General features: G+C 70.6%; 14 protein-coding genes and 1 pseudogene. 8 read left to right on the top strand and 7 right to left on the bottom strand.

The features are described from left to right. Positions 1–203: 203 nt before the first annotated feature. Entirely contained in the window at positions 204–1,295 is a 1,092-nt protein-coding gene (locus ACIRPX_RS04885; RefSeq protein ID WP_404188317.1) for an ABC transporter permease, read from the top strand. Between the two features lie 95 nt (positions 1,296–1,390). Here ACIRPX_RS04885 and ACIRPX_RS04880 read toward each other — a convergent pair whose 3' ends face one another. The 4 genes from ACIRPX_RS04880 to ACIRPX_RS04865 all read right to left on the bottom strand — a co-directional run bounded on the left by ACIRPX_RS04880 (position 1,391) and on the right by ACIRPX_RS04865 (position 3,820). Continuing rightward, positions 1,391–2,344: a hypothetical protein gene (locus ACIRPX_RS04880; RefSeq protein WP_404188315.1), complete on the bottom strand. Its 954-nt coding sequence runs from the start codon at positions 2,342–2,344 to the stop codon at positions 1,391–1,393. Next, complete coding sequence (locus ACIRPX_RS04875; protein ID WP_404188312.1) at positions 2,344–2,994, bottom strand: cytochrome b N-terminal domain-containing protein; 651 nt, start codon at positions 2,992–2,994, stop codon at positions 2,344–2,346. Before ACIRPX_RS04875 ends, ACIRPX_RS04880 begins: the two co-directional genes overlap by 1 nt. Continuing rightward, on the bottom strand, positions 2,991–3,179 hold the full coding sequence (locus ACIRPX_RS04870) for a hypothetical protein (protein WP_404188310.1): 189 nt from the start codon (positions 3,177–3,179) through the stop codon (positions 2,991–2,993). Before ACIRPX_RS04870 ends, ACIRPX_RS04875 begins: the two co-directional genes overlap by 4 nt. A 227-nt stretch (positions 3,180–3,406) precedes the next feature. Continuing rightward, entirely contained in the window at positions 3,407–3,820 is a 414-nt protein-coding gene (locus ACIRPX_RS04865; RefSeq protein WP_404188307.1) for an arsenate reductase ArsC, read from the bottom strand. Between the two features lie 102 nt (positions 3,821–3,922). Here ACIRPX_RS04865 and ACIRPX_RS04860 point away from each other — a divergent pair, with 102 nt between their 5' ends. Both ACIRPX_RS04860 and ACIRPX_RS04855 read left to right on the top strand, forming a co-directional pair. Beyond that, entirely contained in the window at positions 3,923–4,231 is a 309-nt protein-coding gene (locus tag ACIRPX_RS04860; protein ID WP_404188305.1) for an ArsR/SmtB family transcription factor, read from the top strand. A gap of 110 nt (positions 4,232–4,341) precedes the next feature. Then, on the top strand, positions 4,342–5,112 hold the full coding sequence (locus tag ACIRPX_RS04855; RefSeq protein ID WP_404189253.1) for an aquaporin: 771 nt from the start codon (positions 4,342–4,344) through the stop codon (positions 5,110–5,112). Positions 5,113–5,236: 124 nt separating this feature from the next. On the opposite strand, the gene ACIRPX_RS04850 is transcribed toward ACIRPX_RS04855, so the two are convergent. Further along, a complete protein-coding gene (locus ACIRPX_RS04850; RefSeq protein ID WP_404188303.1) occupies positions 5,237–5,611 on the bottom strand; it encodes an ArsR/SmtB family transcription factor in 375 nt (124 codons plus the stop codon). 163 nt (positions 5,612–5,774) lie between these two features. Between ACIRPX_RS04850 and ACIRPX_RS04845 the strand changes: the two genes are divergently transcribed. Then, the gene (locus ACIRPX_RS04845) at positions 5,775–7,139 is read left to right on the top strand and encodes an FAD-dependent oxidoreductase (protein WP_404188300.1); all 1,365 of its coding nucleotides are present in this window, start codon (positions 5,775–5,777) and stop codon (positions 7,137–7,139) included. Positions 7,140–7,465: 326 nt separating this feature from the next. Here ACIRPX_RS04845 and ACIRPX_RS04840 read toward each other — a convergent pair whose 3' ends face one another. Then, positions 7,466–8,296, bottom strand: a complete 831-nt coding sequence (locus ACIRPX_RS04840; protein WP_404188297.1) for a S1 RNA-binding domain-containing protein — start codon at positions 8,294–8,296, stop codon at positions 7,466–7,468. Between the two features lie 680 nt (positions 8,297–8,976). Between ACIRPX_RS04840 and ACIRPX_RS04835 the strand changes: the two genes are divergently transcribed. Both ACIRPX_RS04835 and ACIRPX_RS04830 read left to right on the top strand, forming a co-directional pair. Further along, the gene (locus ACIRPX_RS04835) at positions 8,977–10,335 is read left to right on the top strand and encodes an alpha/beta fold hydrolase (protein ID WP_404188294.1); all 1,359 of its coding nucleotides are present in this window, start codon (positions 8,977–8,979) and stop codon (positions 10,333–10,335) included. Continuing rightward, positions 10,335–11,924 (top strand): alpha/beta fold hydrolase, encoded by a 1,590-nt coding sequence (locus ACIRPX_RS04830; protein ID WP_404188291.1) that lies wholly within the window; start codon positions 10,335–10,337, stop codon positions 11,922–11,924. The genes ACIRPX_RS04835 and ACIRPX_RS04830 overlap by 1 nt, the downstream gene beginning before the upstream one ends. Before the next feature lie 77 nt (positions 11,925–12,001). Here the strand turns inward: ACIRPX_RS04830 and ACIRPX_RS04825 are convergent. Then, positions 12,002–12,241: pseudogene (locus ACIRPX_RS04825) on the bottom strand (aminoglycoside phosphotransferase family protein); the annotation flags it as partial. Between the two features lie 589 nt (positions 12,242–12,830). Between ACIRPX_RS04825 and ACIRPX_RS04820 the strand changes: the two are divergent. Together ACIRPX_RS04820 and ACIRPX_RS04815 are read left to right on the top strand one after the other, a co-directional pair. Further along, positions 12,831–13,268 (top strand): hypothetical protein, encoded by a 438-nt coding sequence (locus ACIRPX_RS04820; RefSeq protein WP_404188288.1) that lies wholly within the window; start codon positions 12,831–12,833, stop codon positions 13,266–13,268. A 71-nt stretch (positions 13,269–13,339) separates the two neighbouring features. After that, entirely contained in the window at positions 13,340–13,723 is a 384-nt protein-coding gene (locus ACIRPX_RS04815; RefSeq protein WP_404188286.1) for a hypothetical protein, read from the top strand. Positions 13,724–14,290: the final 567 nt, after the last annotated feature.

Below are 14,290 nucleotides of genomic sequence, written 5' to 3'. Positions count from 1 at the left end.
CTCCTGTCACGGCCTGTCACTCCCGGCGACTCTGCCATGCCGAGGCCGCCGCTCGCGCACCAGGAGGCGATCCGCCGCCCCGGCCCTCCTTGGACGGCGGCGGCCGCGTCCCCTACAGTCGTCATGTCAGCACTTGCTGACTTATGGGTGCGGGAGGCACCCGCCGCCTCCCCGGGAGGCGTGATGCACCAGGAGATGCGCTCGTGCTGAAGCAGGACGTCATGAAGCCCGGCACCCATCCGGACGTGGGCCGGCACCGCGCGGGGACACCGCCCGACGCGGCCCCCGTCCGGCCCGGACTGACCGGCTCCAAGGCGGTGCTGGCACCGGTCGTCACCGTGCTCACCATCGGGCTGGTCTTCGTCGCGGTCTTCCTCGCCGCCTTCCACACGCCCCGGGCCCACCGGCTGCCGGTCGCCGTGGCCGCCTCGGACCGGGCGGCGGCGCTCTTCGACGTACGGCTGCAGCGCGCCGCGCCCGACGCCTTCCAGGTGGAGCGCTACCGGGACGCCGACGCCGCCCGCTCCGCGGTCGAGCACCGCGCCGCGTACGCCGCCTACGTGGACACCTCGGGCCCGCCGCGCCTGCTGTACGCGGGCGCCAACGGTCTGGCCGTCCAGGCGATGGTCACCCCGCTCGGCCACGCCGCCACACCCGACGGCAGCAGGATCGAGGTGCGGGACATCCTCCCGCTGTCCAAGGGGGACAGCCGCGGGCTGTCCGTCTTCTACGCCTCCTTCGGGCTCGTGCTCGCGGGGTTCCTGTTCGGTCAGATGACGTACCAGCTGGCACCGCGGCTGTCCTTCGCCCAGCGCCTGCTCAGTCTCGTCGTCTTCGCCGTCACCGGGGGCCTGGCCACCGCGCTCATCGCGCATACGGTCTTCGACGCCATACCCGGGTCATTCCTCGCCCTGGCCGGCGTCATCGCGCTCATGGCCGGCGCCGTGGCGGCCGGCACCGGCCTGCTCATCCGGGTCTTCGGCTCGCTCGGCGTCCCGCTGGGCTCGATCTTCATGCTGGTCATGGGCAACGCCTCCAGCGGCGGCGTCCTGCCCCCGTCCTTCCTGCCCGGCTGGCTGCAGCCCCTGGCCTCCGTCATGCCGGCCGGTGTCGGGGTGCGGGCCATCAACGGGCTCGCCTACTTCCACCACGACGGGGTCGGGGACGGCGTGGTGATCCTCTCCGCGTGGGTGGTCCTGTGCATGGCGGCCGTCTACGGCCTCGACCGCGTCGCCGCCTCGCCCGGCATCCTGCACGTCGCCCACCGCGGCAGGTCCGCGCCGGCGGGCGCCTGAGCGGAACGATCACGGCCGGTCGTCGTGGCCCCGGGGTCCGTCACCCGCCGGCCGAGGCGCATCCCGACGACGACACCTCGGCCCGCCGGGCCGCGTCACTCCCGCCGATCGCGTTCCGTGGCCTGTTCGCGGTAGTACGTGCGCCAGATCAGCCGGTGCACCCGCGTCCAGCGCGGGAGCGAGCGCACTCCGGGGATGAAGGGGACCAGTATCAGGCCCAGGCTGAGCAGGGCCATCAGGCCCCAGATCAGGGCGTCGGCGTTGCCGGACGACTTGAAGGGCTCGATCTGGTACCAGAAGGTGTACAGCCACAGCCACGCCTGGCCCGGGTAGTTCCCGGTCTCGTTCATCATCCCCCACTGGTCGCCGCCGAGGTGCTCGGCACGAGCGCGGGACTCCAGGTAGGAGCCGTCGGAGAGGAAGAGCAGCGGGCGGGTGTAGTCGGTCTCGTAGAACGTGCCCTGCGCCTGGAGCTGGCCGTCCAGCGCGCCGCTGCGCGCCAGTTGGAGCAGGCGTGCGGTGAGCACGGGGACGGGCCCGTAGGCGCCCTGCGCGGGGACGGTGCCGTGGGCCTTGGCCAGGGCGTCGGAGTAGGCCGCGGTCCATGCCTGGTGCCGGGCGGCGGAGGCGGCGTCCCAGACGGCGAGGGCGGCGGTGACGGCGGGCGGCTCCGGGGCGGTGCGCAGCGGGCCCAGGACGAAGTCGTTCGCGGTGTCCACCGGGACGCGGACCCCGGCGGCGCTCTGCAGACCGACCGGGCCCAGCTTCTGCGCCGCACCCGGCGTGTGGTTGTACGGCGGGCCGTACTCGGCCGTACCGCTGGTGCCGCCGAGTTCGGACACGGAGGTCGCCGTGAAGTCGCCGCCGTCGGCCCTCGCCCAGGAGGCCAGCGTCACCGGCCTGACGTCGGGCGAGGAGAACACTGCGGCCAGGCCCGCGGTGAGCAGCGCGACCACGACCAGCGCGATCGTGAACTCCTTGACCAGGTCGTACGGCCTGGCCGGGAAGGAGGACGGAGCGGGCACGGGGGCCTTCGCGCGCCGGTTCATCACACCGCCTCCCGCGTGGTCCCGTCCGCGGCGGGCGGGGTGGCGTCGATCGGCGGCACGATCCCGCGCAGCCGCACCAGCAGGATGTGCCAGCCCGCCAGCAGGACCAGGACGAAGGGCAGCAGGACGATGTGCCACATCAGCATCTGGCCGAAGTCGAGCACGTTGAAGAAGGCACCGATGCCGACCGAGTTGAGCCCGTCCTTGGCCTGGCCGGCGATCCACTGGGAGTCGAAGTTCTGCTGGACCAGATAGCCGGTGAAGGCCGTGCCGATCGAGGCGAAGAAGCACACCGTGCCGGTGATCCAGGTCAGCGCCCGCCGACCGCGCCAGGCGGCCATGAAGAACTTGCCCCACAGGTGGATGACCATGAAGAACATGAACAGCTCGACGCTCCACAGGTGCAGGCTGTTCACGTACGCGCCGACGTCCGAGACATGCCACCAGGCGGGCCCCTTCAGAGCCAGCACACCGCCGGTGACCAGGACGACGATCAGCGAGGTGAGGGTGAGCACACCGAAGACGTAGATCCATGACGCCACGTACGCGGGCTGCGTGTCCGGCAGCAGTTTCTCCGGGGGCAGTGCCCGCACCGATCTGCGGCGTACCGCTCCGGTCCAGCCTCCGCCGGTCTCCGGCGCCCCGCTCATCGCCGGCCCCGCCCGCGCGGGAAGGGCAGGAGCAGGGCCGCCGCGAAGACGACCAGCATCACCCCGACGACCACGAGGTTGGCGACGGACACCTGCACCACACCCCAGTGCACGTAGTGCCCGGTGCCGTCGAGATCGATGGGCGCGGCAAGCGCGTGGCCACCGGAACGCGGATGTCCGTTCATGAGCCGGCTCCCCTCGGATGTCGAGAGCAAGTGAAGCGCCTCGTAAGACACTCGGCCCGCCGGCGGGCCCGGGCCATGGGCCGAACGGCTCAATCACCCGGAGAACGGCGGAGAAGCGCCTGCGCACAGGGCACCGCGCCGGTGCGGCAGCCGGGACGGGGCCGAAGCTCGTCGAGATCGAGGGGGACGGCTGCACGGAGGCCTTCCGGGCGCCTCGCGCCACGTGGTCACCGCCGCGCGGGCACACCCATGTCGTCGAGGAGCCCGCGCACTCGGCGTTCGATCTCGTCGCGGATGGGGCGGACCGCCTCCACGCCCTGGCCGGCCGGGTCGTCCAGCTGCCAGTCCAGGTACCGCTTGCCGGGGAAGACGGGGCAGGTGTCACCGCAGCCCATGGTGATGCAGACGTCCGATTCCCGGACCGCGTCCACGGTCAGGATCTTCGGGGTCTCGGCGGAGATGTCGATGCCCACCTCGGCCATGACCGCCACGGCCGCGGGGTTGACCTCCGCGCCCGGGTCGGAGCCGGCCGACCGGACCTCGACGTGCCCCTCGGACAGGTGACTCAGCCACGCCGCGGCCATCTGCGAACGGCCGGCGTTGTGGACACAGACGAAGAGCACGGAGGGCTTGTCGGACATCAGAGGTCTTTCCTGGTCTCCCGCCTGCACGGCGGAACGGGAGGGCACACACGCATCAGCACCCAGTGATGTCAGTCACCACTGATGTGAGAGTATCAGTGCATGCTGACGTCAGTCGACACTGATCTGATCCGGGTGCTGGCCGACCCGCTACGGCTCCGGATCGTCACCCTGCTCGCCCAGGAGACGCTGTGCACCAGTCACCTCGTGGAGGAGACCGGCGCCCGGCAGACCAACCTCTCCAACCACCTGAGAGTGCTGCGTGACGCCGGGGTCGTGGAGACGGAACCGTGCGGCCGCTTCACCTACTACAAGCTGCGCGCCGACGTCATCGCATCGCTCGCCGGCCAGTTCGCCGAGCTGGCCGAGTCCGCCCGCGCCGCCGCGGGCAACAAGCGGTCCTGCCCCTGATCCCTCGCCGCTCCGGCGACCGCACCAAGGAGTCTTCGTTGACCGCCACGCACGAGGCCGCCGCCGGGTCACCGGCCCCGGCCGAGTCACCGACCCCGGCCGAGTCACCGATACCGGCCGAGTCACCGATACCGGCCGATGCACCGGCACGAGCGGCCGAGCCGCGGCCCGCGCCGGGCGCCACCCCGCCCCGCAGGCCGCTGGGCGCCCGCGCCGCGGCCGAGTTCATCGGCACCGCGGCCCTGGTCGCCGTCGTCGTCGGCTCCGGCATCCAGGCCACCGAGCTGACCAAGGACGTCGGGGTGCAACTGCTCGCCAACTCCCTGGCCACCGTCTTCGGCCTCGGCGTCCTGATCCTCCTGCTCGGTCCCGTCTCCGGCGCGCACTTCAACCCCGTGGTCACGCTGGCCGAGTGGTGGACGGGCCGGCGCGGCGGCGCGGGCGTGACGATCCAGGAGGCGGCCGTCTACGTCCCGGCCCAGATCGCGGGCGCGATCGCGGGCGCGGTCCTGGCGGACGCGATGTTCGGCAGGCCGCTGGTGGCATGGTCCACGCACGACCGGTCCGCCGGACACCTGCTGCTCGGCGAGGTGGTCGCCACGGCCGGGCTGATTCTGCTGATCTTCGGCCTGGCCCGCACCGGCCGGCTGCAGCACGCCCCCGCGGCCGTCGCCTCCTACATCGGCGCCGCCTACTGGTTCACCTCGTCCACGTCCTTCGCCAACCCGGCGGTGACCATCGGCCGCGCCTTCAGCGACACCTTCGCGGGCATCGCGCCCGGGTCGGTGGCGGGCTTCATCGGCATGCAGCTGGCCGGAGCCGTGGTCGGACTGGCGCTGGTCGCGCTCGTCTTCCCGTCCGGGCGGGAAGCGGCCGGGTGAGGGCGGCGGTCAGACACCCCCTGGGCCCGCACCCCGATGACTCAGGCCCGCACCCCGACGGTCCAGGCCCGCGCCCCGGTGATCCAGGCCCGCACCCCGGTGATCCAGGCCCGCACCCCGGTGATCACGCCGCCGGGGCGGTCGTCAGCAACCTGCCCATCGCCGTCAGCACCGAGGGCTCGACCCGGTAGTACACCCAGGTGCCGCGCCGCTCGGAGGACAGCAGCCCGGCGTCCTTGAGCTTCTTCAGGTGGTGCGAGACGGTCGGCTGGGAGACGCCCACGTCGGAGATGTCGCACACGCACGCCTCGCCGCCCTCGTGCGAGGCGACCGCGGTGAACAGCCGCAGCCGCACCGGATCGCCCAGCGCCTTGAACATCAGCGCGGCCGTCTCGGCCTCGTCGGCGGTGAACGGACGCTCGGTCAGCGGCGGACAGCACGGCACCGCCGCCTCGGGCACCTCGGGTTCGAGCAGCGGCAGCGCCTTCGTGTTCGACATACGTCTATGTTGACACATGTCGAATCAGGGGGGCCAGACCCGATCGGCGCAGCCGCCCGCCCGGGAGCGCTGATTCGATGAATGTCTATGTTGACGCTTGTCGACACAAGTGCCATCCTTGGCGAGCCAGACATCGACAGACGTCGAATCAAAGGGGAACATCGTGAACGCGCCCACCACCGACCAGCTACCCGTCGTGGTCGTCGGAGCCGGCCCCGTCGGCCTGGCCGCCGCCGCCCACCTCGCCGAGCGCGGCCTCGAACCGCTGGTCCTGGAGGCCGGACCCTCCGCCGCCACCGCCGTACGCGAGTGGGCGCACGTCCGGCTGTTCTCCCCCTGGGCCGAGGTCACCGACCCCGCCGCCGAAAAGCTCCTCTCCCCCACCGGCTGGAGCCGCCCCGACGGCGCCGCCTACCCCACCGGCGGCGACTGGGCCGAGCACTACCTCCAGCCCCTCGCCGACGCCCTCGGCGACAAGGTCCGCTACGGCACGGCCGTGACCGGCGTGGCCCGGGCGGGACGGGACCGCGTCGTCGACGCGGACCGCGACCAGCAGCCGTTCACCGTCCACGTCCGGACGGCCGACGGCCGCGAGGAGCGCCTCATCGCCCGCGCCGTCGTCGACGCCTCCGGCACCTGGGCCCTCCCCGGCCCCCTGGGCGCCGACGGCCTGCCCGCACTCGGCGAGAGGACGGCAGCCGCCCGGATCTCCTACCGCGTCCCCGACTTCAAGGACCCCGCCGTCCGAGCCCGGTACGCGGGCAGGCGCACCGCCGTCGTCGGCTCCGGCGCCTCCGCGTTCACCGCACTCGCCTACCTCGCCGACCTGGCCGAGGACGAGCCGGGCACCCACGCCGTGTGGGTCCTGCGCCGGGCCATCGGCGCCGGCACCTACGGCGGCGGCGAAGCCGACCAGCTCCCCGCCCGCGGGGCCCTGGGCCTGCGCGCCAAGGCAGCGGTCGAGGCCGGTCACGCCGGCGCGGTCACCGGCTTCCGGACCCAGGCGGTCGAGCGTGCCGGCGACCGGCTCGTCCTCGCCGCCGAGGACGGCCGCCGCCTCGACCCGGTCGACGAGATCATCGTGCTCACCGGATTCCGCCCCGACCTGTCCTTCCTGTCGGAGGTCCGCCTCGGACTGGACGAGCGCCTGCAGGCCCCGGCCGCGCTGGCCCCGCTCATCGACCCCAACGTCCACTCCTGCGGCACGGTCTACCCGCACGGCGTCAACGAGCTCTCCCACCCCGAACAGGGCATCCACCTGGTCGGCATGAAGTCCTACGGCCGCGCCCCGACCTTCCTGGCGATGACCGGTTACGAACAGGTCCGCTCCATCGCCGCCGCCCTCGCCGGCGACCGCGAGGCCGCCGAACGCGTGGAACTGACCCTGCCCGAGACCGGTGTGTGCGGCGGCGCGGGCCTCTACGACGACCCCGAGGCGGCCCAGAGCGGCGAAGGCGGCGGCTGCTGCGCGGCGCCGGCCACCCTGCAGATCGGCGTCGGCGCCCCGGCCGCCTCCGGCGGCTGCTGACGATCCGCCGAGACCGGAGGTCCGCACCGCCGAGGCCGAGACCGGATGCCTGCACGCCCGAGGCCGCGACCGGATGCCTGCACGTCCGAGGCCGAGACCGGACGTCCGCACGCCCGAGGCCGCGACCGGATGCCTGCACGTCCGAGGCCGAGACCGGACGTCCGCACGCCCGAGGCCGCGACCGGAACGGGGGACCGGTCGCGGCCTCGCGCCACCCTGCCGCCTGGTCTGCCGCCGGGCCCACGGAGCGCCGGTGCCGCTCGGTGAACGCACCGGGGACAGCCGGCGGGCGCCCGCACGTGCCCGCACGCGTCCTCCGCCAGGCCTCAACCACCCCGGCCGCGCGGCGCCTGCCGCCGGGAGAGGGTCAGCGTGCGTCGTTCGAGGTCGATGCCCGCGACGACGAGGGCGACGTCGTCGCCGACCTGCACGACGTCCTCCGGCGAGTCCACCGGAGTCGCCGCGAGCTCCTGCAGGTGCACGAAGCCCTCGAACCCGTCGGCAAGCTCGACGAAGACGCCGAAGGGGACCAGCTTGGTGACCCGGCCGGACAGCCTCCGGCCCACCGTCACACCCTCGGCGAAGACCCGGAAGGGGTCCGGCCGTGCGGCCCTCAGGGAGAGGCGAGCCTCACCGTTCTCCGAATCGAACTGCAGGAACTCGCACGAGACGCGCTGCCCGACCCGCACGACGTCCCTGGCGTCCTCGAAACGCCGCCATGACAGTTCGGGGAAGGTGATGAAGCCGACGCCGGGCAGCACAGGGTGGGCGGGACCGTCGTCCAAGGCCACGAAGACGCCGTACGCCTCGATCGCCGACACGACACCGGAGAGCAGGTCACCACGCGCCAGTCCCTTCAGGAACGACCAGAGGTCCGGGTTCTCCGTGGCAGCCGTCGACAGCCGCACCCGGCCCGCCTCCCGGTCGACGGCGATCACCTCAGCCGTCACCCGCCGGCCGACCTCCACGGCGACGGACCCGCGCCAGGACAGGTCCGAAGGGCCCACCGTCCCCAGCGGGCGCGTGGCGAAGCCGTCCAGCGTGATCGCGACACCACCGGATCGCATGACCTCGGCAACCGTCCCGCGGCAGACGTCGCCCACGCGAACCGCCGCCAGAAACGCCCGTACATCCCGCTCGTCCGACGCTTCCCCCATGCCGTCCACACTCTCACGGACAGCCGCGCCCGGACCCGCTCCGTCCCGGATCGGATCCCTTGACGGCTTCCGCCGCAACGCCCCACCCACGAAGGGCAACGGCGCCCGAACCCGGTCCTCGGCCAGGACGGCCCACGTCGGGCGGCCGAGCCCGGCGTCGGAGGGGCACCGTTCAACCGTCACCGAGAGCGCGGCCGACGCGGGGAGGGTCCCCGATGCGCCGCCGGTCTGCTCCAAGTGGAGCGCACGAGTGGTGCACGTCTCCCCTCGGCCACAGGCTTGCCTGGCGCGGTGCCCGCCCGAGCCACGCGGCGGCGCGCGGAGCCACGCGACGCGTTCCCCGGGCCGCCGGCCAGGGCGGCCGAAGGCCTGGGAGGAGACGAGACCTCATGAAGGAACAGGACATCAGAACGGCCTGCCCGCGGTCTGTTCGAGGAAGCGGCAAGTCCGGACGACGGCCGGCACGGCACAGGTATCCACCACGACGTTCCCGGGGCACGCGCGCCGCCGGCGCGCTCCTCACAGCCGGTCTGGCCTTCCTGGGCGCGCTCGGCCCGGCGCCGAGCAGCGCCGCGTCACCACCCGTCCGGGAGCCCACGCCAGGGACCCCGGCGCGGTTCGTGCCCGGTCCCTGCCCGGACACGCCCGAGCCCGTCCCCGGCCGATGCGGGGTCCTGGAGGTGCCCGAGAACCGGGCCCGCCGCAGTGGGCGGACCATCCGGCTGACCGTTGCCATCATCCCGGCCGCGTCCACGAGGCCCGCCAAGGACCCGGTGGTGTTCATGGAGGGCGGCCCCGGCGGCGACGCGATCGGGGCCATTCCCTTCCTGATCGCCTCCCACGTGAACCGGGATCGCGATCTGATCGTCATGTCCCAGCGCGGAGGGCTCCACTCGCAGCCGAACCTCGCCTGCCCCGAGGTCGACCGCTTCTCCGCGGACGCCGTGGGCCTGCCCTACGACGCACCCTCCACGGGGCGGCTCCTGGTGCGCGCGACGCAGCGGTGCAAGGACCGTCTGACAGCCCAAGGCGTCGAACTGCGCGCATACAACACCACCGAGAACGCCGCGGACTTCGCCGACCTGCGCACGGCACTGGGCATCAGGCGGTGGAACGTCTACGGCTACTCCTACGGCACCGACCTGGCCCTCACCTACCTGCGCCGCCATCCCCGGGGAATCCGCTCCGTGGCGATCGACTCGGTGGTACCCCCGCAGATCGTGAGCCTGCCGTGGACGTGGGACAGCGCCCGGGAGGGCATCGGTGCGATCTTCGCGGCGTGCGAGGCCCAGCCCCGCTGCAAGCGCCGCTACCCGGACCTCCCGCGCACGCTGACCGAGCAGGTCCGCCGCCTAGAGGCACACCCCCTCACACTGACGGTGCCCCCACCGGGGGGAGGAAGCCCGGTGAAGGTCGTTCTCGACGGGGGAGCCCTGGTGAACCTGCTGGTCGCCGACGGCGCCGTCCTGCCGGCCCGCGATGTCCCCGCCGCCCTCGACGAACTCGCCCGTGGACGCCCCGAGCGGCTCGCGCGCGCCCGCGCCGCCGCCGCCACACCTGCCATCGGCGAGTTCGCCTACGGACTGACGAACTCGGTGGCCTGCGCCGAGTGGGTGCCGGGCCACTCGGAGTCCGACCTGCTCAAGGCGGGGCGCCGGGCCTTCCCCGGATGGCCGGACACGGTGCTGGCCCAGGCGCCGCAGCTTCCCTTCCAGTACGACGTGTGCCGCGTCTGGGACGTCCCGGACCGCACCGCCGTCCAGCGGGTGGCCACCTTCAGCAAGGTGCCGACGCTCATCGTCAGCGGGACCTTCGACGCCAAGACCGGGGCGAGCTGGGGGCCGTACACGGGCCGCACGCTGCCCCGCTCGACCGCCGTGCTGATTCCCGGGATCGGCCATTGGGTGGTCCCCCAGTCCCCCTGCGCGCAGAGCGTCCTGGCCTCCTTCCTCGCCCGTCCGACCGCGGTCGACACCGCTTGCGTGGCAGGACTTGAGCCGCAGCCGTTCACCATCACCCCCGACCCGGAGACCGCCTGATGTTCCTTCGCCCGTCCCACGCCCGGCGCTTGCCGCGACGGCTCCCGGCCAGGCCGGCCCTGGCCGCGACCGGCGCCCTCGTCGTCGGCCTCGTCGCGATGCCCGCTCAGGCCGAGCCCGGCGCGTCGGCACCGCTCGGCACCGTCCCTCGTACGGCGGGTGACGCCCGCTTCGTGCCCGGTCCCTGCCCAAGGACGGCGGACCCGATCCCCGCCCTGGAAACGGCCCGCTGTGGAACGCTCACCGTTCGCGAGAACCGTTCCCGGCCCAGAGGGCGGAAGATCACCCTTGGAGTCGCGATCGTGCCCGCGGCCACCGGCCGACCGGCGCCGGACCCGATCGTGTGGTTGGCCGGCGGCCCCGGTGACGACGCCGTCTCCGAGATCCAGCTGGCGCTCGACGGGGGCCTGAACCGCGACCGGGACCTGATCTTCATGTCCCAGCGGGGAACGTACTCGGCCGATCCGTCGCTCACCTGCCCGAACATCGACACGTTCAACGCACGCGCTCTCGGCCTCGTCCTCGGTGCGCCGTCCACCGGGCGCCTGCATGTGGCGGCGACGCGGGCATGTCGCGACCGGTCGGCGAGCACGGGGGCCGACCTCGGCGCGTACAACACCACCGAGAGCGCGGCCGACTACGCCGACCTGCGCAAGGCACTGGGCATCAAGCAGTGGAACGTGTTCGGCATCTCCTACGGCACCGACCTGGCCCTCACCTACCTGCGCCTGCACCCCCAGGGCATCCGGTCGGTCGGCATCGACGGCGTCCTGCCGCCCTCGCTGGCCGGAGGAGCCGTGACCTGGCGCGCCGCACGAGAGGGCTTCGACGGCCTGTTCAAGGCCTGCGCGGAGCAACCCGCCTGCAACGGCCGCTATCCGCACCTGAAAGCCACCTTCGAGCGGCTCGTCCGCGAACTCGAAGCCCGACCGGTCGCCACCACCGTCACGGTCCCGGGCCACCCGCAGCCGGTGAAGGTCGTGCTGGACGGCGGAACGCTGGTGAACTGGCTGACCTCCGCCACCCACCTGGCGGCCGGAGTGCCCCGCTCCATCGACGAACTGGCCCACGGCAACCCGCAGCGGATCGCCCAGCAGCTGGCCGGCGGCAGGCTCAGCCCGCAGGCCGTCGGAAGAGTCGCCCACGGGCTGGCCTTCGGCGTCTTCTGCAGCGAGTGGACACCGTTCGAAAGCGAGGCCGACGTGATCCGCGCGGGCCGGCGCGCCTTCCCTTCCTTCCCCCGTTCAGTACTGGCCAACGCCCCCCAGCTCGCCTGGCTCCACGCGGACTGCCGCGCCTGGAACATCCCCGCGGCACCCCGCTCCGTCCGCGCGGTGACGCGCAGCGACATCCCGACCCTCGTCATGTCCGCCGGGTTCGACGCCCAGACCGCGCCGAGCAACGGGGCCTACGCCGCCCGCACGCTCAGCCGGTCCACCACCGTCACGGTCCCCTACGTCGCCCACGTGGCCTTCGCCGACTCGCCGTGCGCGCAAGCCATCACGACCTCCTTCTTCGACACCCCGGCCGCACCGAACACCAGATGCCTCGCACGTCTCCGACCGCCCCGCTTCGAGATCGCACCGTGAGGCCAACCGCGTCCGGTGTCGACGGCCGTGGTGCTCTCAGTGAACGTGCCCACCGTCCGACGCACCCTTCATGACTCTTCCTCCGCTAGCCACCGCGATACAGCCACCTCTGTGCGGGCCCTGGGCAACCACTCTTCCCCTCGCGCCACACGCACGATGGCCGGCACGGAGGCCAGCCGAAACAGCGCGTTCTCTCCGAGACGGATCAACTCTGCGCCTCTGTCATCGAGTCCTGCGGCACGGCACGCGGCAGCCATCACCCGCGCAGCCCTCGAAGACGTGAACCCCTCTTCCGTGCGAGCAGCGTCAACCGCCATGCCCGTACCAGCTCCCCTAGTCGCGCGCGATCAACCAGCGCACGCCCACGGGTGACCAACCCAACGCACGCCGGACACGACCACGACCGTATCGAGGGAAGCGCTATGAAACGAGAGGCGAGTTGCATGGGCCCATCGGTCGTGGTCTGACCACGCAACGGCCAAGCCACCGGTCGTTGACCTGCTCGACGTCACAAACATACACAAATAAAAAGAAATACAAAATCGTTACTCAATCGGCACACCTACACAGACCACGGGCTCCACCACTGCCAGGCCGATCGTCTCACTGCAGCACGAAGAAGCCCATTCGTAATGGGGCGTGATGCAAGATGAGTGTCGGCGGTTCCCCAACAAGTCCGTGATTTTAGCCTCTCCTGGAAGGATTGAATGCAGAATACATGATCGATAGATTCCCGGATGTCGACCACTGACCAGGCGACATTTGGGGAGAGAAATGAAAATCGTAAAAAGAGTGACAAGTCTAGCTCTTGCCGTGCTTGCCACGGCGACACTGACTGCTACCGCCTCTGCGGCGGAGCGATCTGCCGATACCTCTCAGCGGCCGCTCCGTACGGCTGCCGTTACGGTGACTGAACACACCGAGAGCAAAACCGTCACCGACAAAAATGCCAGCACGGTTGAAAAGTCAGTCGCGTCAGGACCTACGCATACCTTTACGCCACAGTCTCCTGATTACCGTGGCGACTCGGCGTACGGGCACTTCACTGGGCAAGTTCGGTATCACGATGGCGATTACATGCACTTCGCCTGGGGCCTGAAACTACACAAGAGCGTGGCGGCACAGGCAACTGGGCCGATGTTTGAGAAGGCCACGGTAACCCGGAACGGTCGTAGTTTCGGCTATTCCGACAGCCATGGCCCCATTGCGGCAAGCTACTTGGTTCACTCTTCGTTCCGAGTGAATACCAGCCACTACGTGCTGACGGTCAAAGAGCACTTTAAGATTGCCGGCGGCACGAAGTACATCACGACCGTCTTCGACTTTACGGTGACGCTGATCTGACATAGCCTGGCTGCTCCCCTTGGATCCTCCTCGGGCGGCGTAGTCACGATTTCACAATCAAGGATTCAACCGTGTCGAATCTGGAAGAGCTTGCCGAGAAAGTAGTACGTGACCTATCCGCGGGGTTCGACAAAAAACCCGTCATTACATTTCTGAATTCGAACAACGAAGGTTTTGCAGAAATCCTCCTCCGTGACGATTCGGGAATGACGGTGGGCTTCACCGTAGACCCCCTGGCGCCTGAGGTAGAAATCCTCTACGAAATGGCCTACCGAATCCCGACTGCCTACGTCGAGTTTTATTCCCTTGGGCTTCCTGTAGTGCCTGGGACAGAGCGACCTGCCTCACCGAGAATTATCCATGACTCGGTTGTTTGGGAAGATCCCAGCGAACAGGGAACATGGTCGTGCCCGGTTGGCGAATACACGTTGGACTATGGGTACGGGAGCGCCTAACCACGTGTCAAGTCACCCCAATCGCTGACACTTCATGATGGCCCGTCACTGCAAGCGACGGGCCATCATGCGCATACAAAGCCTGGGCTTTAGCTCCCACCTTGGCGTGTAAACGGTCAGAAGCGCGGACTACTCACGAGTGAGCCCTGATCTTGGCAGCTACACCCCGATTCTGCTCGCCGCGCACTCCTGCGCTTATGCAACATCCCCTCAGCGATCTCCTCGGGAGACACCCCACATCTGCCGCAGCACCGAGCCGCTCTGGTCACGTCCGCTGGGTGTATTGACGGCTACTCGGTGATCTCGTTTTGAGGTTATGCGGTGAGTTCGGTCGGGAGGACGGTGTCGTCGGTTTCTGACTCGATCGGGTGGAGGCGGGCCTTGGCGAGCAGGTCTAGTACCAACGCCGTGTAGTTAGGCGTGGGGTTGGTGTGTCAAGCCGTAGGAAGCAGAGATGGAGCTCCTGCTAGAACCAACGCCGTGTAGTTAGCGCTGGGTGTCCGGTGTCAAGTTGTGCGGGTGGTCTGGATGTCGATGCTGATGGTGGCTTTGTAGCTGGTTCTGTCG

It is taken from the genome of Streptomyces sp. NPDC101225, from assembly GCF_044767585.1.
In the GTDB taxonomy this organism is placed as follows: domain Bacteria; phylum Actinomycetota; class Actinomycetes; order Streptomycetales; family Streptomycetaceae; genus Streptomyces.
The sequence above is the reverse complement of the archived record's forward strand: the minus strand, read 5'-3'. Positions and strand labels throughout refer to the sequence as shown.